The 24,759-nt window shown below is 48.4% G+C and carries 25 protein-coding genes, 1 other RNA gene and 1 other annotated feature; of the genes, 14 read left to right on the top strand and 12 right to left on the bottom strand.

Annotated features, from left to right (window positions below):
- Window positions 1-206: 206 nt before the first annotated feature.
- Window positions 207-570, bottom strand: a transfer-messenger RNA (tmRNA) gene (ssrA, locus tag LC084_RS10685).
- Window positions 571-667: 97 nt separating this feature from the next.
- The gene (gene smpB / locus LC084_RS10680; protein WP_036104014.1) at window positions 668-1,150 is read right to left on the bottom strand and encodes an SsrA-binding protein SmpB; all 483 of its coding nucleotides are present in this window, start codon (window positions 1,148-1,150) and stop codon (window positions 668-670) included.
- Between the two features lie 147 nt (window positions 1,151-1,297).
- Here smpB and LC084_RS10675 point away from each other — a divergent pair, with 147 nt between their 5' ends.
- Window positions 1,298-1,735, top strand: a complete 438-nt coding sequence (locus LC084_RS10675) for a type II toxin-antitoxin system RatA family toxin (RefSeq protein ID WP_226571231.1) — start codon at window positions 1,298-1,300, stop codon at window positions 1,733-1,735.
- The gene (locus LC084_RS10670; protein ID WP_226571230.1) at window positions 1,725-2,018 is read left to right on the top strand and encodes an RnfH family protein; all 294 of its coding nucleotides are present in this window, start codon (window positions 1,725-1,727) and stop codon (window positions 2,016-2,018) included. Before LC084_RS10675 ends, LC084_RS10670 begins: the two co-directional genes overlap by 11 nt.
- Window positions 2,019-2,123: 105 nt before the next feature.
- Here the strand turns inward: LC084_RS10670 and bamE are convergent, their stop codons facing one another.
- The 3 genes from bamE to nadK all read right to left on the bottom strand — a co-directional run bounded on the left by bamE (window position 2,124) and on the right by nadK (window position 5,321).
- Window positions 2,124-2,471: an outer membrane protein assembly factor BamE gene (gene bamE / locus LC084_RS10665; protein WP_226571229.1), complete on the bottom strand. Its 348-nt coding sequence runs from the start codon at window positions 2,469-2,471 to the stop codon at window positions 2,124-2,126.
- Between the two features lie 223 nt (window positions 2,472-2,694).
- Window positions 2,695-4,356: a DNA repair protein RecN gene (gene recN / locus LC084_RS10660; protein WP_226571228.1), complete on the bottom strand. Its 1,662-nt coding sequence runs from the start codon at window positions 4,354-4,356 to the stop codon at window positions 2,695-2,697.
- 86 nt (window positions 4,357-4,442) lie between these two features.
- Complete coding sequence (gene nadK, locus LC084_RS10655) at window positions 4,443-5,321, bottom strand: NAD(+) kinase (RefSeq protein WP_226571227.1); 879 nt, start codon at window positions 5,319-5,321, stop codon at window positions 4,443-4,445.
- 123 nt (window positions 5,322-5,444) lie between these two features.
- Between nadK and grpE the strand changes: the two genes are divergently transcribed.
- The gene (grpE, locus tag LC084_RS10650) at window positions 5,445-6,029 is read left to right on the top strand and encodes a nucleotide exchange factor GrpE (protein WP_226571226.1); all 585 of its coding nucleotides are present in this window, start codon (window positions 5,445-5,447) and stop codon (window positions 6,027-6,029) included.
- 72 nt (window positions 6,030-6,101) lie between these two features.
- On the opposite strand, the gene LC084_RS10645 is transcribed toward grpE, so the two are convergent.
- Both LC084_RS10645 and LC084_RS10640 read right to left on the bottom strand, forming a co-directional pair.
- Window positions 6,102-7,394 carry an HlyC/CorC family transporter gene (locus LC084_RS10645; RefSeq protein ID WP_226571225.1) on the bottom strand — a complete coding sequence of 431 codons (1,293 nt, stop codon included), beginning with the start codon at window positions 7,392-7,394 and terminating at the stop codon, window positions 6,102-6,104.
- Window positions 7,395-7,421: 27 nt separating this feature from the next.
- Window positions 7,422-8,207: a cytochrome C assembly family protein gene (locus tag LC084_RS10640; RefSeq protein WP_226571224.1), complete on the bottom strand. Its 786-nt coding sequence runs from the start codon at window positions 8,205-8,207 to the stop codon at window positions 7,422-7,424.
- A gap of 163 nt (window positions 8,208-8,370) precedes the next feature.
- Here LC084_RS10640 and ffh point away from each other — a divergent pair, with 163 nt between their 5' ends.
- The 5 genes from ffh (at window position 8,371) to rplS (ending at window position 11,966) form a co-directional block, all read left to right on the top strand.
- Window positions 8,371-9,732, top strand: coding sequence for a signal recognition particle protein (ffh, locus tag LC084_RS10635; protein ID WP_226571223.1), 1,362 nt, complete (start codon window positions 8,371-8,373; stop codon window positions 9,730-9,732).
- A gap of 225 nt (window positions 9,733-9,957) precedes the next feature.
- Window positions 9,958-10,206, top strand: coding sequence for a 30S ribosomal protein S16 (gene rpsP, locus LC084_RS10630; protein WP_226571222.1), 249 nt, complete (start codon window positions 9,958-9,960; stop codon window positions 10,204-10,206).
- 18 nt (window positions 10,207-10,224) lie between these two features.
- A complete protein-coding gene (rimM, locus tag LC084_RS10625; protein WP_226571221.1) occupies window positions 10,225-10,773 on the top strand; it encodes a ribosome maturation factor RimM in 549 nt (182 codons plus the stop codon).
- A gap of 29 nt (window positions 10,774-10,802) precedes the next feature.
- Window positions 10,803-11,573 carry a tRNA (guanosine(37)-N1)-methyltransferase TrmD gene (trmD, locus tag LC084_RS10620; RefSeq protein ID WP_036104045.1) on the top strand — a complete coding sequence of 257 codons (771 nt, stop codon included), beginning with the start codon at window positions 10,803-10,805 and terminating at the stop codon, window positions 11,571-11,573.
- A 45-nt stretch (window positions 11,574-11,618) separates the two neighbouring features.
- The gene (rplS, locus tag LC084_RS10615; RefSeq protein ID WP_165463469.1) at window positions 11,619-11,966 is read left to right on the top strand and encodes a 50S ribosomal protein L19; all 348 of its coding nucleotides are present in this window, start codon (window positions 11,619-11,621) and stop codon (window positions 11,964-11,966) included.
- A 167-nt stretch (window positions 11,967-12,133) separates the two neighbouring features.
- On the opposite strand, the gene lpxP is transcribed toward rplS, so the two are convergent.
- Window positions 12,134-13,048 (bottom strand): kdo(2)-lipid IV(A) palmitoleoyltransferase, encoded by a 915-nt coding sequence (gene lpxP / locus LC084_RS10610; protein ID WP_226571220.1) that lies wholly within the window; start codon window positions 13,046-13,048, stop codon window positions 12,134-12,136.
- A gap of 847 nt (window positions 13,049-13,895) precedes the next feature.
- On the opposite strand from lpxP, the gene aroF reads away from it, so the two are divergent.
- The 3 genes from aroF (at window position 13,896) to LC084_RS10595 (ending at window position 17,038) form a co-directional block, all read left to right on the top strand.
- On the top strand, window positions 13,896-14,966 hold the full coding sequence (gene aroF / locus LC084_RS10605) for a 3-deoxy-7-phosphoheptulonate synthase AroF (RefSeq protein WP_226571219.1): 1,071 nt from the start codon (window positions 13,896-13,898) through the stop codon (window positions 14,964-14,966).
- Between the two features lie 12 nt (window positions 14,967-14,978).
- Entirely contained in the window at window positions 14,979-16,100 is a 1,122-nt protein-coding gene (gene tyrA / locus LC084_RS10600; RefSeq protein WP_226571218.1) for a bifunctional chorismate mutase/prephenate dehydrogenase, read from the top strand.
- A 68-nt stretch (window positions 16,101-16,168) separates the two neighbouring features.
- Window positions 16,169-17,038 (top strand): SMP-30/gluconolactonase/LRE family protein, encoded by an 870-nt coding sequence (locus tag LC084_RS10595; protein WP_226571217.1) that lies wholly within the window; start codon window positions 16,169-16,171, stop codon window positions 17,036-17,038.
- A 29-nt stretch (window positions 17,039-17,067) separates the two neighbouring features.
- Here LC084_RS10595 and pheA read toward each other — a convergent pair whose 3' ends face one another.
- From pheA to bamD, 4 genes are all read right to left on the bottom strand, one after another.
- On the bottom strand, window positions 17,068-18,228 hold the full coding sequence (pheA, locus tag LC084_RS10590; protein WP_226571216.1) for a bifunctional chorismate mutase/prephenate dehydratase: 1,161 nt from the start codon (window positions 18,226-18,228) through the stop codon (window positions 17,068-17,070).
- Window positions 18,229-18,249: 21 nt separating this feature from the next.
- Window positions 18,250-18,376 (bottom strand) — a sequence feature (Phe leader region).
- Window positions 18,304-18,375: a pheA operon leader peptide PheL gene (pheL, locus tag LC084_RS10585; RefSeq protein WP_197499305.1), complete on the bottom strand. Its 72-nt coding sequence runs from the start codon at window positions 18,373-18,375 to the stop codon at window positions 18,304-18,306. It overlaps the preceding feature by 72 nt.
- 103 nt (window positions 18,377-18,479) lie before the next feature.
- Window positions 18,480-18,812 (bottom strand): ribosome-associated translation inhibitor RaiA, encoded by a 333-nt coding sequence (raiA, locus tag LC084_RS10580; protein ID WP_226571215.1) that lies wholly within the window; start codon window positions 18,810-18,812, stop codon window positions 18,480-18,482.
- 268 nt (window positions 18,813-19,080) lie between these two features.
- Window positions 19,081-19,818, bottom strand: coding sequence for an outer membrane protein assembly factor BamD (bamD, locus tag LC084_RS10575; RefSeq protein ID WP_226571214.1), 738 nt, complete (start codon window positions 19,816-19,818; stop codon window positions 19,081-19,083).
- A gap of 132 nt (window positions 19,819-19,950) precedes the next feature.
- Here bamD and rluD point away from each other — a divergent pair, with 132 nt between their 5' ends.
- The 3 genes from rluD to clpB all read left to right on the top strand — a co-directional run bounded on the left by rluD (window position 19,951) and on the right by clpB (window position 24,359).
- Window positions 19,951-20,931 (top strand): 23S rRNA pseudouridine(1911/1915/1917) synthase RluD, encoded by a 981-nt coding sequence (rluD, locus tag LC084_RS10570; RefSeq protein WP_226571213.1) that lies wholly within the window; start codon window positions 19,951-19,953, stop codon window positions 20,929-20,931.
- On the top strand, window positions 20,928-21,656 hold the full coding sequence (yfiH, locus tag LC084_RS10565; RefSeq protein WP_226571212.1) for a purine nucleoside phosphorylase YfiH: 729 nt from the start codon (window positions 20,928-20,930) through the stop codon (window positions 21,654-21,656). Before rluD ends, yfiH begins: the two co-directional genes overlap by 4 nt.
- A gap of 129 nt (window positions 21,657-21,785) precedes the next feature.
- Complete coding sequence (gene clpB / locus LC084_RS10560) at window positions 21,786-24,359, top strand: ATP-dependent chaperone ClpB (RefSeq protein ID WP_226571211.1); 2,574 nt, start codon at window positions 21,786-21,788, stop codon at window positions 24,357-24,359.
- Window positions 24,360-24,759 lie beyond the last annotated feature (400 nt).

Here is a 24,759-nt window from a genome sequence, read left to right as displayed (position 1 = left end):
TTAGCCAGGCTCAATCGATGAAAGATAAGCATGATGATTCGAGTCTGGGAATGAAAAAAAAGCCCGCCGAAGCGAGCTTTTCACAACAGAGAGCCGCGGCTCCTTTGCGTATCCTTTTTTGTCACGTTGCTGTCTGGTCAGCGTACTACCGTAACGACTAACATCCTGTTTTATATAGTGTAGTCCATACACTGTCCAATCATGATTGGTGGAGCTGGCGGGAGTTGAACCCGCGTCCGAAATTCCTACATCCTCGGTACTACATGCTTAGTCCGGTCTTTACATTCGCTTGCCAGCTGCGGACGGACACGCCACTAACAAACTAGCCTGATTGGATTTAACGCTTCAACCCCAGGCAGGGCATCCACGCGATCTCTTTTAGGTTTGACCTCTCTTGATCCCCGTCCTAAGAGCGGAGGCTAGGGAGAGAGGGCTCTAAGCAGGTTATTAAGCTGCTAAAGCGTAGTTTTCGTCGTTTGCGACTATTTTTTTGCGGCTTTTTACGAGGCCAACCGCCCCTCGGCATGCACCTTGGGTTTCGCGAATCCCGTCGAATCCAGAATCAGCCCCAAAGTATTCGTGAAAGTATAACAGAATTCAGTTGCTGCACACCAGCGTTGGCTGAATCCGTTTTACCTAAGTGCTGAATAAAACAGCACATTCACTTTTAACGCCCCGCGTGTTTCATGATGCGGGCTTTATCAACCTGCCATTCGCGGTCTTTAATATCTGTACGCTTGTCGTGCTGTTTTTTACCTTTGGCAACGCCAATTTTGACTTTTGCCCAGGCGTTTTTCCAATACAGAGACAGTGCGACCACGGTATAACCTTCGCGGTTTACCCGCCCGTACAGGTTATCGAGCTCGCGCTGGTTCAGTAACAGTTTACGGGTACGGGTTGGGTCGCATACTACATGGCTGGAAGCGACCTGAAGCGGGGTGATATTGGCCCCAAATAAATAAGCCTCGCCATCCTTGAGCAGAACGTAGCTGTCGCCAATGTTTGCTTTACCTGCACGCATGGATTTCACTTCCCACCCCTGCAGGGACAGGCCAGCTTCAAACTCATCTTCGATAAAGAACTCGTGGCGGGCACGTTTATTTAACGCAATGGTGGCTGAGCCAGGTTTGTGTGTTTTTTTCTTCGTCATAATGCTGCTCAGTATACGGATTCCTGTCGTAAATGCATCCCATCCAGTGTGAGAAACATATCATCTTACCATGGCTGCGTTCAGTGTTTTTCTTTACTCGTCGATAAATGATATTATTTGTGCGATTTATGTAACACGGGAAACACTATGCCGCAGATCAATCGTTCTGCCCTTGTGCCATACAGTGCCGAGCAGATGTACCAGTTAGTTAACGACGTAAAATCGTATCCGGACTTCTTGCCCGGTTGCGTGGGCAGCCGGGTGATTGAAAGTTCTTCACAACATATGACCGCTGCCGTTGATGTTTCAAAGGCGGGGATCAGTAAAACTTTTACCACGCGCAATGAACTGACCAGTAACCAGCGGATTTTAATGCACCTGGTGGATGGCCCATTTAAAAAATTGATGGGAGGCTGGAAGTTTACGCCGCTCACGCCGGAAGCGTGCCGCATTGAGTTTCAGCTTGATTTCGAGTTTACCAACAAGCTGATTGAGCTGGCTTTTGGGCGTATTTTTAAAGAGCTGGCCGCGAATATGGTGAATGCGTTCACCAGCCGGGCGAAAGAGGTTTACCGTGTCGCCTGAAATCACTGTGGAAGTGGTATATGCCCTGCCGGAAAAACAGTATTTACGCAAAGTAACGCTTACCGAAGGGGCAACCCTGCAACAGGCGATTGAGGCTTCCGGGTTACTGGCATTGCGCACAGATATTAACCTTGAGAAGAACAAAGTTGGCATCTACAGCCGCCCGGCTAAGTTGAACGATACAGTTCAGGATGGCGACAGGGTGGAAATCTACCGGCCATTAACTGCTGACCCGAAAGCGTTACGGCGTATGCGGGCGGAGCAGTCGGCAAACAAAAAATAAAGCTGCCGTTGGTTGCCCTGTAGTAAACCGACTAATAAAAAAGGTGCCATTGGCACCTTTTTTATTGGCTGTACCAGGCATAATGCCTGGTAAGCAGGCGAGCACTTAACCTTCTTTACCGGTTAAAGCTGGCTTATTATCGATATTAGTAAGGATACCGCTGCTGTTAAAAGTAAGCGTCAGGGTTTGCTGGGTCACTTTTTCATGGCCTGGCTGGCGGCGGAAAACATAAATCCATGTGTTACTGCCGAACGGGTCGGTCATCATTGGGGTACCCAGTGCGTAAGCAACTTGCTGCTGGGTCATACCGTTATGAACCTGAGCAATATCAGTACTGGTAAGGTAATTCCCCTGGTTGATATCAGGGCGGTACACCACTCGCTCCATAGTGGAGCAACCAGCGGTTAACATCAGAAGAACCGCTGCGGCAGCAGTCAGCGTTTTACAGCGCATAGTTTTTAGATTCCTTTTTGGGCCCGAGTTGTGCCTGGCTCATGTGTCATGTAGCCGATGATAATAAACCTTCAGCCAGTTTAAAACCTTAAGGCGCTTCAGTATGACCTTAGAGTTGAAAAAAAGTTGAGTGTAAGTGGGAAAACAGGGCATAAAAAACGTGCTGTGTTTGTTTTTTATACAAACACAGCACGGTGCAGAAGCTGAGGGTAATTGTTGCGAATCAGGCTGCCAGTAATTCCCTGGCATTCGCCAGCGTGTTACGAGTGACTTCGCTGCCACCTAACAGACGAGCGAGTTCATTCAGACGGGCGCGTTTATTCAGTGCCTGCATATGGGTTTCGGTAACGGTGCCATCGGTTTCTTTGCTGACAAAGAAATGCTGATGGGCACAACCAGCAACCTGAGGCAGGTGTGTCACACACATCACCTGAGTGGATTCGCCCAGCGAGCGGAGCAATTTACCAACCACTGCGGCAGTTGGCCCACTGATACCTACGTCCACTTCATCAAAAATAAGTGCTGGTGTATCCATCTTACGGGCGGTGATCACCTGAATAGCCAGCGCGATACGCGACAGTTCACCCCCAGAGGCAACTTTACCTAAAGGCTGTAAAGACTGGCCCGGGTTAGTGCATACCCGAAACTCAATGCGGTCTGCGCCTTCTGGTGTCAGGTGGTTTTCATCAAAGGTGACATCAATAGTGAACTGCCCGTGAGGCATGGATAGTGAGTGCATACTATCAGTCACTAACTGGCTCAGCTCTGCGGCGCGCATTTCACGCTTTTCGTGCAGGGTACGGGCCACAGACAGTGCGCGAATATGATGTTGTGCTACGGTGTCGCTTAGTGTGTCTTGTACTTCGCCTTGTTCTTCCAATTCCATCTGTTCCTGGAGCAGAGCCTGGTGGAACCCAGGCAGTTCTTCCGGGGAAATGTGGTGTTTGCGCGCCAGAGAAATCTGGCGGGAAATACGCTGTTCCAGTTCAAACAGGCGGTTAGGATCAAGTTCCGTGCTTTCGCAGTAATGGCGTAGTTCATCGCTGGCCTCGCTGACCTGAATGGCGGCTTCCTCCAGCATATCCAGCACGCTGGAGAGTTTGCTGTCCATGCTTACTAACTCACTAACCTGCTGACGGGCTGTGTACAGCAGGCTTTGTACATCGGCTGATTCGGTATCAGATAATACGGCTAATGCTTGCTGGCTGGTGGACAACAGCTGCCCACTGTTTGCCAGGCGTTTGTACTCTTCATCGATTTGTTCAAACTCACCTGCCTGGGGCGCAAATTCGTTGAGTTCTTTTAGCTGATAATGCAACAGTTCCAGCCGGGCAGTGCGTTCCTGGCTTTGTTGCTGGTGTTGTGCCAGTGCACGGCAGCTTTGGTTCCAGTTTTGCCAACACAGTTTCATTTCCTGAGTGAGTGCATACTCACCGGCAAAGCCATCCAGCAGGGCCTTCTGATGTTCTGATTTGAGCAGTAACTGGTGGGCATGCTGCCCATGAATTTGAATAAGTAGCTGCCCCAGTTCACGTAATTGAGACAGAGGCACAGCGGTGCCGTTGATAAATCCACGAGAGCGGCCATCTGCGCTGATAACCCGGCGAAGCAGGCATTCGTTGCCGTCTTCCAGTTGGTTATCTTCCAGCCATTGTTGCGCCGCTGGTGTGTCTTTTAGCTGAAAACGGGCGCATAAATCAGCCCGGTCTGTGCCGGCTCGCACGCTGTCACCTTCTGCGCGGCCACCCAGGCACAACCCCAGAGCATCAATAGCAATTGATTTCCCAGCACCTGTTTCCCCAGTGATAGCGGTCATCCCGGCGTGAAAATCAATTTCCAGTTCCCGAACGATTGCGAAGTTACTTATTGTGAGTTGTGACAGCATAGCCACCTTCCTGTATAAAATAACAGAGCTGTGTTTTCATACAGTATAAACTGGTTTTATATACAGTAAAGTGGCAAAAGCTAATTTTAGAATAATTTTTTTGACCAACCGAGTTTTGAGCTTAATGTGTTGAAATAACTGTAATCAATCGGATGTATTAGATTTAGCTGGTAGTCACAACGGCGGATGAAGACGTCTTCGCCCTCCTGAATGGGGAGCGCAATCTGGCTGTCACAGCTTATCTCCAGGTCATTACGACGGTGAGAGAAGCGCAGGCGAATGGTGCTACTGCCATTAATAACCAGTGGCCGTGCTGAAAGCGTATGCGGGAACATTGGCACTAATGTAATGGCGTCCAGCGAAGGGGTAAGAATGGGGCCGCCTGCAGAAAGAGAATAAGCGGTAGAGCCTGTCGGCGTGGAAATAATCAGGCCGTCGGAGCGCTGAGAAAAAGCGAACTTTTCGTCTATGTAGACTTCAAATTCTATCATGTGCGCCACTTTGCCAGGGTGCAGTACTACTTCATTTATTGCTGTGCTAAGCCGTTTCGGGCTGTCTTTTTGGCAGACCTGCACTTCCAGTAAAAAGCGCTGCTCACTGATATAGTGGCCTTCGAGCACATCGGCGAGTTGCTGGTGGGCGTTATCCGGGTCAAGGTCTGTCAGGAAGCCCAGGTTACCCCTGTTGATGCCTATCACTTTAATTCCGTAACGGGCAAGAACCCTTGCGGCCCCCAGCATATTACCGTCACCGCCAACCACAACAGCCAGGTCTGCTTGCTGGCCTATGTCTGCCAGTGTGCCTGTACGGGCTTGTTTCAGGCCCAGTTCGTGTGCAATTTGCTGTTCCATAATGACGTCATAACCTTTACTGCATAGCCAGCGCCATAGCATGTCATGGGTGCTGAGCGCGCCAGGATGACGAGGGTGCCCAACAATGCCGATGCAGTTAAACTGTTTGTTCATTATTACGGGGTCCTTACATGGGGGTTGGATCACGACAATCTGCCCTGTTCCCTTGAAACACAGAAACGGATCCCCATAATAAGCGAACCAGCGAGACAAATGCGAAAAAACGCGGAGAATTTCATGAGCAGTAAAGATCAGAAAACACCTGAAGAACTTCAGCCGGATGAAATCGTTATGGAACAGCATGATGAAGTAGACGCTGCGGACACAGCGGACCAGGTGGATCCGCGCGATGAACAGATTGCTAACCTGGAGAAACAGTTAGCCGAAGTTCAGCAGCGCGAACACGACAGCGTGTTGCGTGCACGGGCGGAAATGGAAAACCTGCGTCGCCGTACTGAGCAGGATGTCGAAAAAGCGCATAAATTTGCGCTGGAAAAATTCGTTAATGAATTACTGCCAGTAATCGATAGCCTGGATCGAGCTTTGGAAGTTGCAGATAAAGCCAATGCAGATATGGCATCTATGGTTGAAGGGATTGAATTGACCCTGAAATCTATGCTGGATGTGGTGCGCAAGTTTGGTGTTGAAGTGATTAGTGATGTGAATGTACCGCTGGACCCGAACGTTCATCAGGCTATTGCCATGGTAGAATCAGAAGAGGTTACAGCAGGTAACGTGCTTCACGTTATGCAAAAAGGTTACACTCTGAATGGCCGTACTATTCGTGCTGCTATGGTAACTGTTGCTAAAGCAAAAGCCTGATACCTTTCTTGGGTAGAAAAAAACCTCTGCCTGGCCGGGTAGAGGTTTTTTTGTGCGTAGAGTCAACAGTGATTATTCCGCTTCCTGAACACTGGCTTTGAGTGGTGTGACAGGTGTTACTTTTACCTGTTTAATCATGTTGTCCTGCACATCGAGAATATCAATATCGTATTGGCCTATATTCACCCGTGTGCCTGCCGCGGGTATTTCTTCCAGAGCCTCGAGCAACATCCCATTTACGGTACGCGCTTCGTCTTCGGGGAATTGCCAGTTGAAGGCTTTATTGAGGTCGCGAATGTTGGCGCTCCCTTCAATAATGACAGAGCCATCATTCTGTGGAGTGACTTCTTCCGCCAGAGAAGGCGACATAGAGGTAGTAAAATCCCCGACAATCTCTTCGAGAATATCTTCAACGGTAATCAGCCCTTGAATATCGCCATATTCATCGACCACCAGGCCCACTTTCTTTTTATTACGCTGGAACTTAATTAACTGGGTACTGAGTGGTGTTCCTTCGGGAACAAAATAAATTTCATCGGCGGCGCGCAGCATCACTTCTTTCGTGAACTCTTTTTTCTCCGTCATTAACCGGTAGGCTTCACGCACACGCAGCATGCTTATTGAGTCATCCAATGATTCACGGTAGAGGACGATACGCCCGTGCGGTGAGTGAGTCAGTTGGCGAACAATCGATTTCCAGTCGTCGTTGATATCAATGCCCACGATTTCATTGCGCGGCACCATGATGTCGTTAACACTCACTTTCTCCAAATCCAGCACAGAAAGCAGCATGTCCTGGTTACGCTGGGAGATTTTGGATTTGGATTCATTAACAATGGTGCGCAGTTCATCTTTGGTGAGTGCGGCACTCACCACAGCGTCGGTTCTTATCCCCACGGTACGCATTAAGAGGCGAGTTATCATGTTCAGCAACCACACCAGAGGCATCATGATGACCTGGAGTGGAGCCAATAACACACTGCTGGGGAACGCGACTTTTTCCGGGTAGAGCGCGGCGACGGTTTTGGGTAACACTTCAGCAAAAATTAGTACCACGAAGGTGAGTACACCTGTGGCAATAGCAACCCCGGCATCGCCATACAGGCGCATACCAACAATGGTTGCCAGTGCAGAAGCCAGAATATTGACCAGGTTGTTGCCAATCAGCACCAGGCTTATCAGGCGGTCTGGTGTGCGCAGGAGCTTTTCAACACGCCGCGCCGATTTATTACCCTGTTTAGCAAGATGGCGCAGGCGATAACGGTTAAGAGTCATCATTCCGGTTTCCGAACCGGAGAAGTAGGCGGAAATCAACACCATGATCACCAGGGTGATAATCAACGTGGTGGTGGAAATATCTTCCAAAAAAATCGTCCTTTATTAATAAGAAAATTAGCCGAGGAGTTGTTGCAGTACACGGCTTCCAAAGTAGGCAAGAGTGAGTAACAGCGCACCGGCCATATTGAACCAGACAACGCGGCGACCACGCCACCCTTCATGATAATGCCCCCACAACAGAATGATATAGACAAACCATGCCAGGATAGACAGCACGGCTTTATCAATGTTCTCCATGGTAAACATGTTGTGCATGTAGAACAGGCCGGTTGCCAGGGTTAGTGTGAGCAGCACCACACCAATTTGCGTGATGTGAAACATTTTCCGTTCAATGCCCATGAGGGGCGGCATATCTGTGCTGAACGCCAGGCGTTTGTTCTTCAGTTGGTAGTCAATCCATGCTAACTGCAGGGCATAAAGCGCCGCGATAATCAGCGTAGCATAGGAGAACAGAGACAACCCAATGTGCACCATCATGCCTGGAGTGGTTTCCAGGTGAGTAATAAACTCATTAGGCACAAAAGAGGCGAAAGCCAGGTTAATGAGGGCAAATGCGTACACAATCGGCAACAGTAGCCAGCCACGGTTTTTTGTCGCGACAACTGTCATCACGATACAAATCATCAGGCTGACCAGTGAGCCAACGTTAAGCAAACTGAGGTTTTGCCCGCCATTGATAAAAATACGGGATTCAAGTGCCAGAGCATGGCAGATCAGGGCGACAATTGCCGACAAAATCGCCATACGGCGCCAACCGCTCTGTTGTTTTAACAGACCAGGGATGATGAGCGCGAGGCTGACTGAATAGGCCGCCAGCGCAAGAATAGAAAAAACAGGCATATAAGATGTCGGTGTTAGCCAGAATCAGAAAGAGCAGTATAACGTTACACGCTCTCGGCTCCAACCGTTGCATAACATCAATGGCGGCTTCATGTTATACTCCGCCAATTCATGAATCACTGTCGCGCTTGCGGCCGTAAGTTACCATTCGGGTAAGAAGACAATGTTTGATAATTTAACAGACCGTTTGTCGCGCACGCTGCGCAATATCAGCGGCCGTGGGCGGCTTACCGAAGACAATATTAAAGATACGCTGCGCGAAGTGCGCATGGCGCTGCTGGAAGCAGATGTCGCTCTGCCAGTGGTGCGTGAGTTTATCAACCGTGTTAAAGAAAGTGCGGTTGGCCATGAAGTGAACAAAAGCCTGACGCCAGGCCAGGAGTTCGTGAAAATCGTCCGCACAGAACTGGTGGCGGCGATGGGTGAAGAGAACACGGCGCTCAACCTGGCGGCACAACCCCCGGCTGTTGTTTTGATGGCGGGGTTGCAGGGGGCCGGTAAAACCACCAGTGTGGGGAAACTGGGTAAATTCCTGCGCGAAAAACATAAAAAGAAAGTTCTGGTGGTGTCTGCCGACGTTTATCGCCCGGCAGCTATCAAACAGTTGGAAACCCTGGCGCAGCAAGTTGAAGTTGATTTCTTCCCTTCTGATGTTCAGCAAAAGCCTGTGGATATTGTTAACAGCGCGCTGCAACATGCCAAACTGAAATTCTACGATGTGCTGTTGGTGGATACCGCAGGCCGTTTGCACGTCGATGAAGCAATGATGGATGAAATCAAACAAGTCCATCACGCTATTAACCCAGTCGAAACCCTGTTTGTGGTTGATGCCATGACAGGGCAGGATGCCGCGAATACCGCAAAAGCGTTTAACGAAGCACTGCCATTGACAGGCGTTATCCTCACTAAAGTGGATGGTGATGCTCGCGGTGGTGCGGCGTTATCTATTCGCCATATCACCGGGAAACCTATCAAATTCCTGGGGGTGGGTGAAAAAACTGAAGCACTCGAGCCTTTCCATCCGGACCGTATTGCTTCACGTATTCTCGGTATGGGTGATGTGCTGTCGCTGATTGAAGATATCGAAAGTAAAGTTGACCGTGCTCAGGCCGAGAAACTGGCAACCAAGCTGAAGAAAGGTGATGGCTTTGATCTGACCGATTTTCTTGAGCAACTGAAGCAAATGCGCAATATGGGCGGTATGGCGAGCCTGATGGGAAAATTGCCAGGCATGGGCCAAATACCGGATAACGTGAAATCCCAGATGGACGACAAAGTGCTGGTGCGGATGGAGGCTATCATTAATTCAATGACCTTCAAAGAACGTGCTCAGCCAGATATCATCAAGGGTTCCCGTAAACGCCGTATTGCCGCTGGTTGCGGTATGCAGGTTCAGGATGTTAACCGTCTTCTGAAACAGTTCGACGACATGCAGCGCATGATGAAGAAAATGAAGAAGGGCGGGATGATGAAAATGATGCGTGGTATGAAAGGTATGATGCCTCCGGGCTTCCCGGGGCGTTGATGCCTGTTTAGCCAACGTTTGGTGGCGCTTTTGTTTTCTGGCATTACGTTGCCAGTGCGTTAACTAAACGTTGGTGTAGCGGGTACTGCACTGCATCAGGGCGACACAACCCGTAAATTGAATTGATTTTTACGCAGAAATGAGTAAAATTTTCGGGCTTTTTATATGACACCGGGCTCCGTTCCTCGATGGAGCCCGGTTGTTTTATTAACTCAAGAGGATGTTATGGTAACTATTCGTTTAGCACGTCACGGCGCTAAAAAGCGTCCGTTCTACCAGGTTGTCGTTGCTGACAGCCGTAATGCGCGCAACGGTCGCTTCATTGAGCGCGTTGGTTTCTACAACCCACTGGCTGGCGAAAAAGAAGAAGGCTCACGCCTGGATCTGGATCGTATCGCTCACTGGGTTGGCCAGGGCGCAACTGTATCTGATCGCGTTGCTACGCTGATCAAATCAGTAAAACAAGCAGCTTAATCTGTCGCGGTGGTCATGATGAGCAAGCAACAAACCGTATCAACGCCCGTTGAACCCATAGTTCTGGGGAAAATGGGGTCTCCCTACGGTATTCGTGGTTGGCTCAGAATGTTTTCTTCCACTGAAGAGACCGAAAGCATTTTTGACTATCAGCCCTGGTTTATCCAGAAGGCGGGTCAGTGGCAAGTTGTTGAGCTGGAAAGCTGGCGCTACCACAATCAGGATGTTGTCATCAAACTGAAAGGTGTTGATGACCGTGATGCCGCGAATTTGCTGACTAATTGTGAAATTGTCGTGGATTCGTCGCAATTGCCGCAACTGGAAGATGGTGATTATTACTGGAAAGACCTGATGGGTTGCCAGGTAGTCACAACTGAAGGTTATAGCCTGGGTAAAGTCATTGATATGATGGAAACCGGGTCGAATGACGTTCTCGTCATTAAGGCAAACCTGAAAGATGCATTTGGTGTCAAGGAGCGGTTGGTTCCGTTCCTGGACGGGCAGGTTATCAAGAAAGTCGATCTCACTACTCAAACTATTGAAGTAGATTGGGATCCTGGTTTTTAACCACCGGATAATACGGTAATAACAGCGCTATGTGGATTGGCATAATTAGCCTGTTTCCCGAGATGTTTCGCGCAATTACCGATTTCGGGGTAACTGGTCGGGCTGTAAAAAATGGCCTGCTCAGCATCGAAAGCTGGAGTCCTCGTGACTTTACGCATGACAGGCACCGTACTGTGGACGATCGTCCTTATGGTGGCGGACCTGGGATGCTGATGATGGTTCAACCCTTGCGGGATGCCATCAATGCAGCCAAAGCCGCGGCAGGTGAAGGCGCTAAGGTGATCTATCTGTCACCTCAGGGGCGCAAGCTTGATCAAGCTGGCGTCAGTGAGCTGGCAACAAATGAGAAGTTGATTCTGGTTTGTGGCCGGTACGAAGGTATAGATGAGCGCGTTATACAAACCGAGATTGATGAAGAATGGTCTATCGGTGATTACGTGCTCAGTGGTGGTGAGTTACCTGCCATGACGTTAATTGATTCGGTTGCCCGGTTTGTTCCTGGTGTTCTGGGTCATGAGGCGTCAGCAAATGAAGATTCATTTGCGGATGGGTTTCTGGATTGCCCACATTATACCCGGCCTGAGGTTCTGGAAGGCATGGAAGTACCGCCAGTATTACTGTCGGGAAATCATGCAGAGATTCGCCGCTGGCGTTTGAAACAGTCGCTGGGCCGCACCTGGCTTAGAAGACCTGAACTTCTGGAAAACCTGGCTCTGACTGAAGAGCAAGCAAAGTTGCTGGCGGAGTTCCAGCGGGAACATAAGCAGCAACATAAACATGATGGGAATGGCGAAGCATAGGCTGCCACCCGAAACATCAGTTTACCCAGGATAAGAGATTAAATTATGAGCAACATTATCAAGCAAATTGAACAAGAGCAGATGAAGCAGGACGTACCTTCCTTCCGTCCGGGCGATACCGTGGAAGTGAAAGTATGGGTTGTTGAAGGTTCTAAAAAACGTCTGCAGGCATTCGAGGGCGTGGTTATCGCTATTCGTAACCGCGGTCTGCACTCTGCATTCACTGTTCGTAAAATTTCCAACGGCGAAGGTGTTGAGCGTGTATTCCAGACTCACTCACCGGTTGTTGACTCTATCAGCGTCAAACGTCGTGGTGCCGTTCGTAAAGCTAAACTGTACTACCTGCGTGAACGTACTGGTAAAGCGGCTCGTATCAAAGAGCGTCTTAACTAAGTACACGCGCAAGCGTCATCTTAAAGTTAATAGAAAACAAGGGGTTGGCATTATGTCAGCCCCTTTTTCTTTGTAACGTTCATCGCTATATTTCTCTATATACAACCTCTTTATAACTCTGCTTTCCCCCGACGATTTGAGCATGCACGCCCTGTTGTTCTCTCAGGTTATGAGTAGAGTGGTGCAGCACCTTCGGGGCGAGTTTTAAAACGCCGGTGTACCCACAAGTATTGCCCCGGTGCGCGCAGGATTTCTTGCTCTATAACTTTGTTAATGTACCTGGCCGCCAGTATCTTGCTGTCTGGATAGTCATCGAAGGCTTTGCTGATATGCAAACGGTAACCGGCATGGCCGGGTTTACGAACCATAGTGATAGTCAGCATCTTTGAATGGGATAGTTGGGAAACCGCATAGGTACCATTAGTGGTAGCGGCATCCGGTACTGAAAAGAATGGGGCGAAGACACTGCCTTTCGGGCCGTAATCCTGGTCTGGAGCAAACCATACTGCTTCCCCGCTTTTTAGTGCGTTGACCAGGCCTTTTAGATTCCGCCTGTCAATCATTGCCTTGTTTGAACGCAGTCGACCCTTTGTTTGTACCCACTCCATTAATGGGCTGTTATGAGGCCTGTAGGTCGCCATCATTGGCCGGCATAACCCCATCACTCTGCCACCCAACTCAAGTGACATAAAGTGAACACCGATCGCGATTACGCCTTTTCCAGTACTTATTGCCTGGTCAAGGTGAGCGTAACCTTCAACATCGAACCACTTTCTCACACGTGAATCGCTCCAGAACCACGCCATGCCTGTTTCTACCAACCCCATGCCGAGAGAAATAAAGTTGTCATCGATAAGTTTATCTTTTTCAACTGTGCTCATATCAGGAAAGCATAATTCAATGTTACGTCTGGCTATTTTCTCCCGGCGTTTAAGAAAAGGGCGTGAGGCTTTACCTAGTGTGCGGCCAATACAGGCAATAACCGGATAAGGAAGCTGAACTATTGCCCATAAAACACCAAGACCAAGCCAGGTTAACCAGTTTCTTGGGTGAAGGAAGGATTTCTTGAAGCCTGAAAGCATGCATTCTCCAGTGACATGAAGCTGGGTGGCTGGTAGAAAAAATAGATTGTCAACCAGCCTATTTATATTGTGAATATGATATTTAGACAACTGGAGTATGAAACGATTCACCTGTTTACGAATGTTTAATCAAATTAAAGGGTAGGCTAATTAAGGCGTTGTAATAACGCTTGCTCTATGGCGGTTTACAGCACGCCCTTCACGTGTTGCATTATTGGCTACCGGAAATTTGTCACCCAGTCTTTCAGTGAGTCACCGTAATTATCTGTGCCGCCATTAAAACGTGTGTGGGTGATTCCAACTTGCATATTTGCCGCGTTATCCGAAGAGATCAACGAACCCAAATATTGTTTGCTGTGGGAGAAGCACATTCTGGGCTTAGCTAAGCCTCGCTGAGCCAGTAGCTCCACTCTGCCAGGAAAAACCGCCAGCAAAAATCAAAAAAACCATTGAGACGAGTCGTGGCATATGAATTTTGGCTCGTGCTGACAGTATGTGAATAACCTTATGATAGTAACGTTTGTTATCATTTCGTTTGTCTGGGAATAGCGTATTTATTAAGCACATGGCTTTTCCCAGGTTTGTATGAGTGGAAAAAATATCTGTTTTTTTGTTGTAAACACATGTAGTGCTGAGTGGCGTGAGATCAGTGTGTTAGCAATTTCGTTCCAAGTGGTGTAATTATATCTTTACGATTTTATGGCGAATTAGTTCGTTTTATAGCAATTAAATTAGTGGTGTAAAGAAATGATTACGTATTTTGGATTGAAATCTTTACCTGCTGTGGTAAGGTTAACGCGCCTTTCGGGGAAAATATCGCAAACTTCGTTTTTACAGGACTGCCACCATGCAAAAAGACACACTTAATAATATCAACATCGCTGATGAACAAATTTTGATTACGCCTGATCAACTGAAAGCGCAGTTTCCGCTTAGCGCAGAGCAGGAAGCACAAGTGTCTGAATCTCGTAAAACCATTGCAAATATTATTGCCGGGCGCGATCCGCGCTTGTTAGTGGTGTGTGGTCCTTGTTCTATTCATGATCCCGAAGCAGCAATTGAATACGCACGTCGTTTTAAAACGCTCTCAGAACAAGTTGGCGATAGCTTGTATCTGGTGATGCGTGTCTATTTTGAAAAACCGCGTACTACCGTTGGCTGGAAAGGGCTGATTAACGATCCTCATATGGATGGTTCTTTTGATGTCGAAGCTGGCCTAAAAATTGCGCGCCGCTTACTGGTGGAACTGGTTGGTATGGGGTTACCACTGGCAACAGAAGCACTGGATCCGAACAGCCCGCAATACTTGGGTGATCTGTTTAGTTGGTCTGCAATTGGTGCCCGCACAACTGAGTCGCAAACTCACCGTGAAATGGCTTCCGGGCTGTCTATGCCTGTTGGCTTTAAAAATGGGACCGATGGTAGCCTTGCTACCGCAATTAATGCGATGCGTGCCGCTTCTATGCAACACCGGTTTATGGGGATTAACCAGGCAGGACAGGTTTGCCTGCTGCAAACCCAGGGTAACCCGGATGGCCATGTTATTTTACGGGGTGGTAAGGCACCAAACTACGGCCCTGAAGATGTTGCTCAATGTGAAAAAGAGATGCAGAAGGCGGGACTCCGTCCATCTCTGATGATAGATTGCAGCCATGGCAACTCAAACAAAGATTACCGCCGTCAAACAGGGGTTGCGGAATCGGCTGTCGCTCAAATAAAAGATGGCAATCATTCTATTATTGGCCTGATGATTGAAAGTAACTTATTTGAAGGCAACCAGTCATCTGAGCAACCTCGCAACGAAATGAAATACGGTGTTTCCGTGACCGATGCTTGCATTAGTTGGGAAACGACCGAGGCGTTGCTGTGTAATATCCATGAAGATCTTCGTGAGCATATTACTGCGCGTCAGGCTTAAGAGGACGAATTAATGGTTGCAGAACTGACTGCACTGCGCGATCAAATTGATGAAGTGGATAAAGCGTTACTCGGGTTATTGGCTCGTCGCCTTGAGCTGGTTGCTGAAGTTGGTGAAGTAAAAAGCCGTTACGGCCTGCCGATTTATGTTCCAGAACGGGAAGCGTCAATGCTGGCCTCTCGTCGTCATGAGGCTGAAAAGCTTGGGGTACCTCCGGATCTTATCGAAGACGTGTTGCGCAGGGTGATGCGTGAGTCTTATTCCAGCGAGAACGATAAAGGCTTTAAGACTCTAATGCCGGGGTTACGTCCTGTCGTCATTATTGGCGGTGCGGGTCAAATGGGGCGGCTATTTGAAAAACTGCTGGTGTTGTCTGGTTATCAGGTGAAAATACTGGAGCAGGGGGATTGGGGGCAGGCGGAAGCACTTTTGCATGATGCTGGAATGGTTATTGTCAGTGTCCCTATTCACCTGACTGAGCAAGTGATTAAACAGCTTCCTCCATTGCCGCAGGATTGTATCCTGGTTGATCTTGCTTCGGTGAAGAACTCGCCTCTACAGGCGATGTTGGCTGCCCATTCAGGGCCTGTTTTGGGGTTGCACCCAATGTTTGGTCCCGATACTGGCAGCCTCGCTAAACAAGTCGTTGTATGGTGCGATGGCCGTCAGCCGGAAGCGTATCAATGGTTCCTCGAACAAATTCAGGTTTGGGGGGCGCGTATACACCGCATCAGTGCTGTTGAGCATGACCAAAATATGGCGTTTATTCAGGCATTGCGCCATTTCGCAACTTTTGCTTATGGCTTGCATCTGGCTGAAGAGAATGTCCAGTTGGACCAACTGTTAGCGCTGTCTTCGCCGATTTACCGGCTTGAACTGGCAATGGTTGGGCGCCTGTTCGCACAGGATCCGCAGTTATATGCCGATATTATTATGTCTTCCGAAAATAATCTGGCGCTTATCAAGCGTTACTATCAGCGGTTTGGTGAAGCACTGAGCCTGATAGAGCATGGCGATAAGCAAGCCTTTATCGATAGTTTCCGTAAAGTTGAACACTGGTTTGGTGATTACGCGCAGCATTTCCAGGCAGAAAGCCGAAATTTGTTACGCCAGGCAAACGATAACCGCCAATAAGCAAAACAGGTTTTATACTTGAAAGCCAGCAGAGTAGGTCTGCTGGCTTTTTTATTTTGGGGGAAGCTATGGGCGAGCCAGAACTGTTACTGGATTATATCGGGCACTTGCCAGAAAGCCCTGTTTGGGATGAGCAGGCCGGAGCACTGTACTGGGCCGATATCCTGGAACAGGAAATTCATTGTTTCCAGCTATCATCGCGCCAGCACCGTATTATTCGCTTTCCGGAAGAAGTAGGGTGTTTCGCCTTACGCCAGTCAGGCGGTTTTATTGTGGCAATGCGCAGTGGTATCTGGCTGAGCAATGCAAATGGTATTTTGCTGCATAAAGTGTGTGATAACCCGAATAACCCACTGCTTGCACGGTTTAACGATGGGGGAACCGATCGCCAGGGTAACTTTTATGCCGGCACTTTCTGGGGGCCTGGTGATTTTAATGCCGCGCTGCTGGTGCGTGTTGACCGCACTTTGCAATCACAAGTTATTCAGTGTGATTTGCAGGGAGCGAATGGGCTGGCGTTCAGTCCTTCTGGCGAATATATGTATAACTCTGATTCCCCTAACCGTGTAATTTATCAGAGCAGAATGGATGAACAGGGTTACCCTGGTGTACGCCGGGTGTTCCGTGATTTTACTCCTGCAGAAGGGTTGCCTGATGGGGCTGCAGTGGATGCTGAAGGGTGCTACTGGAGTGCATTTCATGGTGGCAGTCGCATTGCCCGTTTCTCACCCCAAGGGCAGCAATTGTTGGAAGTGCATTTGCCGGTACCGATGCCCACTATGGTCTGTTTTGGTGGCGCGGATATGCGCACGTTGTTTATTACTACAACCCGGGAAAATATGAGTGACGAGGGGCAGGCTGAGTACCCCTTGTCAGGTGCTATCTTCACCCTGCCGGTTGATGTGGAAGGGATAGTTGCAACCCGTTTTTCGGGCTAGCTATGGGCTGTTCTGCTGGTGAAAGACTGTTATGCCGGTTCAACAGAAATCACATTTTCGCTGGGGTAGCACCCCAATACTTTTAGGTAACGGGTGATGTTCTCCAACTCAGCCAAAGCATGTTGCATGGCGCTGGATTGTAGGTTGGCTTGAATATCCAGGTAAAACATTTCTTCCCACGGGTTACCGTGAATCGGTCGGGATTCCAGCCTGGTCATGATCAGGTTGTGGTTACGCAAAACCAGCAATGCCTCGACCAGTGCTCCTGCCTGCTGCCCGGTAGCCATAAGCAGTGTGGTTTTGGCTGGAACCTGGTCAGAAACATTCACTGGTTTGCGAGCCAGTACGACAAATCGGGTAATATTTTGCTTCTGGTTTGCGAGATTGCGTTCCAAAACTTGCAGGCCATACAAAGCGCCGCCAGGTTCACTCCCCAAAGCCGCGACAGAAGGGTCTGAAGACTGTGCCACTTTTTCCATTGCCGCTGCGGTGCTCTCACAGTATTCAATATTCCAGTGCGGGTAGCGATTGATAAACTGGCTGCATTGTTGAAATGGCTGTGGGTGGCTGTAAACGGTTTTTATGGTATCCAGGTCTGTTGTTGTGGAAACCAGTACGCAGTGGTCAATAGGCAGTGTCAGCTCACCAACAATTGATAGATTAGTGTGCTGCAGTAAATCGTAGACATCATTAATTGCGCCAGAACTGGTGTTTTCCAGTGGAACAACGGCGTAATCGGCCTGACCTGTTTCGACCTGGCTAAAAATATCCTGAAATTTATTGCACCCACATTCAACAAACTCTTCAAAATGGCGGGCGGCATACTGGCGTGAAGCCAGGTGTGACCAGGAGCCTTTCGGGCCCAGGAAAGAAATTCGTGCAGTATGCGGATTCGTTTTATTCAGGTTTTGTTGCAGAAGGGCTTGTTGGGTAAGAACTGAATCTTCAATAATTAATTGGAACAGGCGGGTAATATAGTGTGCGTCGAGTTGCTTTTGTTTACCCAGAACAATAAGGCGCTCAAGCAAATCTTTTTCTCTGTCGATATCGCGCACAGGTCTGTGTGTCGCCAGTTTAGCTTTACCTACTTCCACCGCCAGCGCTTTACGCTCAGACAGGAGATCCAGCAGTTTTGCATCAACTGCGCTGATTTTGTCCCGCAGGGCCAGTAATGGATTTTCCGGAGTCATAACTCAACCTTTTTGTTAGCTATAAAAAAGGCCTCCCGGTTTGGGGAGGCCTGCTTATTCGTCTTCGCGTGCTTCTTATATGACGAATCGCCCCCCCGAAATGGGGAAGATAAAGAAGAATGCGAAGAAGAACAGACGTTGTTTCATGTATGTTTCTCTGAAAGTGATGACAGTAAAGTACCTGCAGAGTTTTCGTTCTGTCAATAAAAAACGCGCCCGCAGGGCGCGTTAGATAATGTACCTGCGATGTATCATGCCTCTTCGGCACTAATCACATCTTTAACTGAAGCATCTGCCCGGCGGGCTTCACTTTTGTGCTGTACCTTATTCAGTTGGCGCTCCAGTTTGGTTATCAGCTCATTAATGGCGGTGTACATATCTTCATGTTTTGCACTGGCCACAAGATGCCCATTCGGTGTGTTGATGGTTGCATCGGCAACAAAACTTTTAGGTTCTTTGGACAAAATAATATGCGGATTAATAAGATGCGTTTGCCATTTGTCCAGTTTGGAGAGACGTTCGGTAACATGCTGGCGAATAGCTGGGGTGATTTCCATTTGTTTGCTGGTAATGTTCATTGTCATAAATTTACCTCTTGTCTTTCCGTCTTGGTGATTTCAGCATACCTCGCTGAATGTCAAAATGCGTGAGTAAAATCACGTAATTTTGTCACTTTTTGTCAATCTAACGTGTTTTGTGAGGCAGGACAGGATGAGGCTATTTAGGCCTTGTCGAATACGCTAAAAAGCGCCATAGTTGACTGGATAACACAACTGCAAAAGTGACAGTTTGTGTGTCAATAGCATAAAAAAACGGCAGCCATTGGCTACCGTTTTTTGTCTGAACCGCTAATCAGGTGTTAGGGCTATTTGACGCAATAATTTTAGCGACTTTATCTGCCTGTGCATCCAACTGCATTTTGCGGTAAGCATTTTCCATCAGAGGCAAGGCATCACGAGTAGCCTGTGTATCCTGGTAGTTTTTCAGCATGCCTTCCACGCGGTTAACAACAGCAACCCATGCGCCTCGTCTGGTGTAATATTGCGCCACGGAGAGCTCATATTTTGCCAGGCGGTCTTTCAGGAACAGCATCCGCTTCTCTGCATCGTTCGCATACTGGCTGTGCGGGTAACCACGTACCAGTTTGGAGAAATCGTTAAACGCATCACGAGCATGTTGCGGGTCACGGTCGGAACGATCCACACCGAAGAAACCCTGCAAGGCGCTGTCATCGAGCGCCATGTTGGTCAGGCCGCGCATGTAAAGCACGTAATCGATATTCGGATGCGTGGGGTTCAGACGCAGGAAGCGGTCAATCGCTGCCTGTGCCAGCGGCAAGTCTGCGTTTTTATAATAGGCGTAGATAAGATCCAACTGAACTTGTTGCGAATATGGGCCAAACGGATAACGGTTATCCAGCGCTTCAAGTTGCTTTATCGCCGCTTTCCAGTTACCGTCCTGCAGCTTTTGCTGAGCAGTCGCGTAAATTTCAGAAGGCGGATTATCAGGAACCTCATCTTTGGAGCTGGAGCAACCAGCCAGAACAAGGCTCAGTGTGGCGGCTGCCAGCAGATATTTCATACGCATCATGACGTTTTGGCTTTCCTCAAAATGTTATTCCGGGAGACTTTCCGTGAAGCTTCCGGTCAAGACCAGCTACAATAGCACACTATATTAAACGGCAAAGCCGTAAAAACCCAACGTTAAACAAAGAAGCTGTATATGGCACAACTAGTACAACTCACTGCAACGGTTTCCGAAACTCAGCTCGGCCAACGCTTAGATCAGGCTTTGGCTGAATTGTTCCCGGATTATTCCCGTTCTCGGATAAAAGAGTGGATTTTGCAGGGCCGCGTTCAAATTAATGGTCTGCTTTGCGATAAGCCCAAAGAAAAAGTGCTTGGTGGCGAGTTAGTTTCCATCAATGCAGAAATTGAAGAAGAAGCACGATTTGAGCCGCAGGATATCCCACTGGATATCGTGTATGAAGATGAAGATATCATCGTCATTAATAAACCGCGCGATTTGGTTGTCCATCCGGGAGCTGGAAATCCGGATGGTACTATTCTGAACGCACTGCTGCATTATTACCCACCGATTGTTGATGTTCCACGTGCAGGGATTGTGCATCGCCTGGATAAAGACACTACTGGGTTGATGGTGGTTGCAAAAACGGTTCCAGCGCAAACGCGCCTGGTTGAGTCTTTACAACGCAGGGAAATTACCCGTGAATATGAAGCAGTGGCAATTGGGCATATGACAGCTGGTGGCTTGGTTAATGAACCTATCAGCCGGCATCCCACTAAACGTACCCATATGGCTGTGCATCCTATGGGCAAACACGCCGTGACTCATTACCGGATTATGGAACAGTTCCGGGTTCATACTCGCCTGCGTTTGCGCCTGGAAACCGGGCGTACTCACCAGATACGTGTACATATGGCACACATCAGTCACCCTCTGGTTGGTGACCCTCTGTATGGCGGTCGTCCTCGTCCACCGAAAGGTGCTTCTGAAGCGTTTATTGACACCTTACGTAAATTCGACAGGCAGGCGTTACATGCAACTATGCTCCGTTTGTATCACCCCATTTCAGGGATAGAAATGGAATGGCATGCGCCTATTCCACAAGACATGGTTGATCTTATTGCAGTAATGCGTGACGATTTCGAAACCTACAAAGATCAAGTGGACTGGTTATGACAAAAGTGATCACCCCGCAGTGGCCGTTGCCTGAAGGTGTAATGGCATGCAGTAGTACCCGAATTGGCGGGGTGAGTCAGCCACCCTGGGGGAGCCTGAATTTGGGCGCTCACTGTGGTGATGATGCCGCTCATGTTGAACAAAACCGGCAACTTTTTTATACGGCTGCCGGTTTGCCAGCAAAACCCGAATGGCTTGAACAAGTACATGGAACCCACGTGCTTAACCTGGATACTCCCTGGGAAAATAAGCGTGCAGACGCGGTATATACCCGGCAAAGAGGAAAAGTGTGTGCGGTAATGACGGCTGACTGTTTGCCCGTTTTATTATGTAACACTGCTGGTACGGAAGTGGCGGCTGCACATGCAGGCTGGCGTGGGTTGTGTGAAGGTGTTATTGAAGCGACCGTTGCTTGTTTTGAAGATGAACCCGCCAATTTACTTGCATGGCTAGGCCCAGCGATTGGCCCTGAGGCCTTTGAAGTTGGCCCGGAAGTACGGTCCGCATTTATGGAAAAGGCTCCGGAAGCACAGCAGGCATTTCGGTCAGCAGGTGAGAAATATTTCGCTGATATCTACCAACTGGCTCGCCAGCGCCTGGCAAATCTGGGTATTACCCAAGTTTACGGTGGTGATCATTGCACATTCAGTGAATCCAGTACGTTTTTCTCTTATCGTCGGGACGGAAAGACCGGACGTATGGCAAGTTTTGTCTGGCTGATATAACCTATTAAATCAAGACGATCCGGTACGTGTAACTTTTCCCAAACATAATTATGGTCATTAACCTTGAATAATTGAGGGATGACCTCATTTAATCTCCAGTAGCAAATTTGACCTGTTATGGGAGGAATTATGCGTCTGGATCGTCTTACTAATAAATTCCAGCTTGCTCTCGCTGATGCTCAGTCTCTTGCTCTTGGGCACGACAATCAATTTATCGAACCGCTTCACCTGATGAGTGCTTTATTCAATCAGGAGGGAGGTTCTGTACGTCCTTTACTGACTTCTGCTGGCGTTAATACCACTCAATTTAAAAGCGCCCTGGAAAATGCGTTATCCCGGTTACCTCAGGTTGAAGGTACCGGAGGAGATGTTCAGCCTTCGCAGGACCTGGTCCGTGTATTAAACATGTGTGACAAGCTGGCGCAAAAACGTGACGATAACTTTATTTCGTCTGAATTGTTCGTCCTGGCGGCACTTGAGTCGCGTGGTTCACTGGCAGATATTCTGAAATCTGCTGGAGCAACAACTGCCAATATTACACAAGCGATTGAACAAATTCGCGGAGGGGAAAACGTGAATGATCAGGGGGCCGAAGACCAGCGGCAAGCCTTAAAAAAATATACGCTTGACCTGACTGAACGTGCGGAACAAGGCAAACTCGACCCGGTTATTGGCCGTGATGAGGAAATTCGCCGTACTATTCAAGTATTGCAACGTCGTACTAAAAATAATCCGGTATTAATTGGTGAACCTGGTGTAGGTAAAACTGCCATCGTGGAAGGGCTTGCCCAACGTATTATCAATGGCGAAGTACCTGAAGGTTTGAAAGGCCGTCGTGTACTGGCTCTGGATATGGGGGCTTTGGTAGCGGGGGCTAAATACCGTGGTGAATTCGAAGAACGCTTGAAAGCGGTTCTGAATGATCTATCTAAACAGGAAGGCAATGTCATTCTGTTTATTGATGAATTACACACTATGGTTGGTGCTGGTAAAGCCGATGGCGCAATGGATGCAGGCAATATGCTGAAACCTGCACTTGCCCGTGGGGAATTACACTGTGTTGGTGCAACCACGCTTGATGAATATCGTCAGTATATTGAAAAAGATGCTGCGCTGGAACGTCGTTTCCAGAAAGTATTTGTCGCGCAACCCAGCGTTGAAGACACCATCGCTATTTTACGTGGTTTAAAAGAACGCTATGAATTGCATCATCATGTACAAATAACTGATCCGGCCATTGTTGCTGCGGCCACGTTGTCGCATCGTTATATTGCCGACCGGCAGTTACCAGATAAAGCAATTGACCTGATCGACGAAGCAGCTTCCAGCATTCGTATGCAGATTGACTCGAAACCTGAAGAGCTGGACCGTCTTGACCGCAGAATCATTCAGTTAAAACTGGAACAGCAGGCGTTACTGAAAGAATCTGATGATGCCAGTAAAAAGCGTCTGGAAATGCTCAATGATGAGTTATCTCAGAAAGAGCGTGATTACGCGGAATTGGAAGAGGAATGGAAAGCTGAAAAAGCGTCGTTGTCCGGTACCCAAACCATCAAGGCTGAATTAGAACAGGCTAAAATTGCCATTGATCAGGCTCGCCGTGCTGGCGACCTGGCAAGAATGTCTGAGCTGCAGTACGGTAAAATTCCTGAACTGGAGAAACAACTGGCAGCAGCAACGCAGTCTGAAGGTAAAACGATGCGCCTGTTACGCAACAAAGTGACTGATGCCGAAATTGCTGAAGTACTTGCCCGTTGGACGGGGATCCCTGTGTCGCGCATGTTGGAAAGCGAGAGAGATAAGCTGTTGCGTATGGAAGATCAATTGCATCAGCGTGTAATTGGTCAGGATGAAGCGGTCCAGGCTGTGTCGAATGCCATTCGCCGTAGCCGTGCGGGGCTTTCTGATCCTAATCGCCCAATCGGTTCTTTCTTGTTCCTTGGGCCGACAGGGGTTGGGAAAACGGAGTTGTGTAAATCTCTGGCGAACTTTATGTTTGATAGTGATGACGCGATGGTCCGTATAGATATGTCTGAGTTTATGGAAAAACACTCGGTTTCCCGTCTGGTTGGGGCACCTCCAGGATATGTCGGCTATGAGGAAGGTGGCTATTTGACTGAAGCCGTACGTCGCCGCCCGTATTCAGTCATTTTGTTGGATGAAGTTGAAAAGGCACATCCTGATGTATTCAATATCTTATTACAGGTATTGGATGATGGGCGTCTTACTGATGGCCAGGGGAGAACCGTCGATTTTAGGAATACAGTAGTCATCATGACTTCAAACCTGGGGTCTGATTTAATCCAGGAACGGTTTGGTGAGCTCGATTACGGCAATATGAAAGAACTTGTGATGGGGGTTGTGACCCATAGTTTCAGGCCAGAGTTTATTAACCGTATTGATGAGGTGGTTGTTTTCCATCCACTTTCAGAACGCCATATTGCTTCTATTGCCAATATTCAGTTGCAGCGGTTGTATAAACGTTTAGAAGAACGAGGTTATGAACTTCATATAACGGATGAAGCGCTGGCTATGCTTGGTGAAAATGGCTATGACCCAGTTTATGGTGCTCGGCCGTTGAAACGAGCTATTCAGCAGCAGATTGAGAATCCGTTGGCTCAACAGATTTTGTCGGGTCAGCTGGTTCCGGGTAAAACAGTTGAGCTGAAAGTTAAAGACGGCGCGATTGTTGCAGTGCAGTAAATCACAAAAATAACAAAAACAGGCCCTGCAGGGCCTGTTTTTGTATAAGTTTTATCCAGAAATCATATTTAGAGACGTAATTTGCCTGGAAAGTAATCGAACGATATTTTTTTCGTATTAAACACTTGCCAGCTTCGGATTAGGCCCTATAATGCGCCACCACTGACACGGCACAACGGCAAACAAACCGGCCTGTCAGGCAAAGTTAAGTGAAAATAAATGCTTGACTCTGCAGCGGGAAAGCGTAATATACGCAGCCCGCGCCACCCGGAAATACGGTGGCACTGCTCTTTAACAATTTATCAGACAATCTGTGTGGGCACTCATAAGCACTGATATCTTAACGTCGAAAGACGCTAAAAATTATCAAGTCTTAAAGAGTGACTAACAGTTAATTCAT

This window comes from Mangrovibacter yixingensis (assembly GCF_020523985.1).
Lineage (GTDB): Bacteria > Pseudomonadota > Gammaproteobacteria > Enterobacterales > Enterobacteriaceae > Mangrovibacter > Mangrovibacter yixingensis.
The sequence above is the reverse complement of the archived record's forward strand: the minus strand, read 5'-3'. Positions and strand labels throughout refer to the sequence as shown.

What these genes read in the sequence shown, in the direction of transcription:
- ffh (WP_226571223.1), top strand. Translation starts at nt 8,371, where the DNA reads ATGTTTGATAATTTAACAGACCGTTTGTCGCGCACGCTGCGCAATATC.
- aroF (WP_226571219.1), top strand. Translation starts at nt 13,896, where the DNA reads ATGCAAAAAGACACACTTAATAATATCAACATCGCTGATGAACAAATT.
- clpB (WP_226571211.1), top strand. Translation starts at nt 21,786, where the DNA reads ATGCGTCTGGATCGTCTTACTAATAAATTCCAGCTTGCTCTCGCTGAT.
- grpE (WP_226571226.1), top strand. Translation starts at nt 5,445, where the DNA reads ATGAGCAGTAAAGATCAGAAAACACCTGAAGAACTTCAGCCGGATGAA.
- LC084_RS10675 (WP_226571231.1), top strand. Translation starts at nt 1,298, where the DNA reads ATGCCGCAGATCAATCGTTCTGCCCTTGTGCCATACAGTGCCGAGCAG.
- pheA (WP_226571216.1), bottom strand. Translation starts at nt 18,228, where the DNA reads ATGACTCCGGAAAATCCATTACTGGCCCTGCGGGACAAAATCAGCGCA.
- yfiH (WP_226571212.1), top strand. Translation starts at nt 20,928, where the DNA reads ATGACAAAAGTGATCACCCCGCAGTGGCCGTTGCCTGAAGGTGTAATG.
- rpsP (WP_226571222.1), top strand. Translation starts at nt 9,958, where the DNA reads ATGGTAACTATTCGTTTAGCACGTCACGGCGCTAAAAAGCGTCCGTTC.
- rplS (WP_165463469.1), top strand. Translation starts at nt 11,619, where the DNA reads ATGAGCAACATTATCAAGCAAATTGAACAAGAGCAGATGAAGCAGGAC.
- rluD (WP_226571213.1), top strand. Translation starts at nt 19,951, where the DNA reads ATGGCACAACTAGTACAACTCACTGCAACGGTTTCCGAAACTCAGCTC.
- LC084_RS10640 (WP_226571224.1), bottom strand. Translation starts at nt 8,207, where the DNA reads ATGCCTGTTTTTTCTATTCTTGCGCTGGCGGCCTATTCAGTCAGCCTC.
- trmD (WP_036104045.1), top strand. Translation starts at nt 10,803, where the DNA reads ATGTGGATTGGCATAATTAGCCTGTTTCCCGAGATGTTTCGCGCAATT.
- smpB (WP_036104014.1), bottom strand. Translation starts at nt 1,150, where the DNA reads ATGACGAAGAAAAAAACACACAAACCTGGCTCAGCCACCATTGCGTTA.
- tyrA (WP_226571218.1), top strand. Translation starts at nt 14,979, where the DNA reads ATGGTTGCAGAACTGACTGCACTGCGCGATCAAATTGATGAAGTGGAT.
- LC084_RS10595 (WP_226571217.1), top strand. Translation starts at nt 16,169, where the DNA reads ATGGGCGAGCCAGAACTGTTACTGGATTATATCGGGCACTTGCCAGAA.
- recN (WP_226571228.1), bottom strand. Translation starts at nt 4,356, where the DNA reads ATGCTGTCACAACTCACAATAAGTAACTTCGCAATCGTTCGGGAACTG.
- bamD (WP_226571214.1), bottom strand. Translation starts at nt 19,818, where the DNA reads ATGATGCGTATGAAATATCTGCTGGCAGCCGCCACACTGAGCCTTGTT.
- raiA (WP_226571215.1), bottom strand. Translation starts at nt 18,812, where the DNA reads ATGACAATGAACATTACCAGCAAACAAATGGAAATCACCCCAGCTATT.
- bamE (WP_226571229.1), bottom strand. Translation starts at nt 2,471, where the DNA reads ATGCGCTGTAAAACGCTGACTGCTGCCGCAGCGGTTCTTCTGATGTTA.
- lpxP (WP_226571220.1), bottom strand. Translation starts at nt 13,048, where the DNA reads ATGCTTTCAGGCTTCAAGAAATCCTTCCTTCACCCAAGAAACTGGTTA.
- rimM (WP_226571221.1), top strand. Translation starts at nt 10,225, where the DNA reads ATGAGCAAGCAACAAACCGTATCAACGCCCGTTGAACCCATAGTTCTG.
- nadK (WP_226571227.1), bottom strand. Translation starts at nt 5,321, where the DNA reads ATGAACAAACAGTTTAACTGCATCGGCATTGTTGGGCACCCTCGTCAT.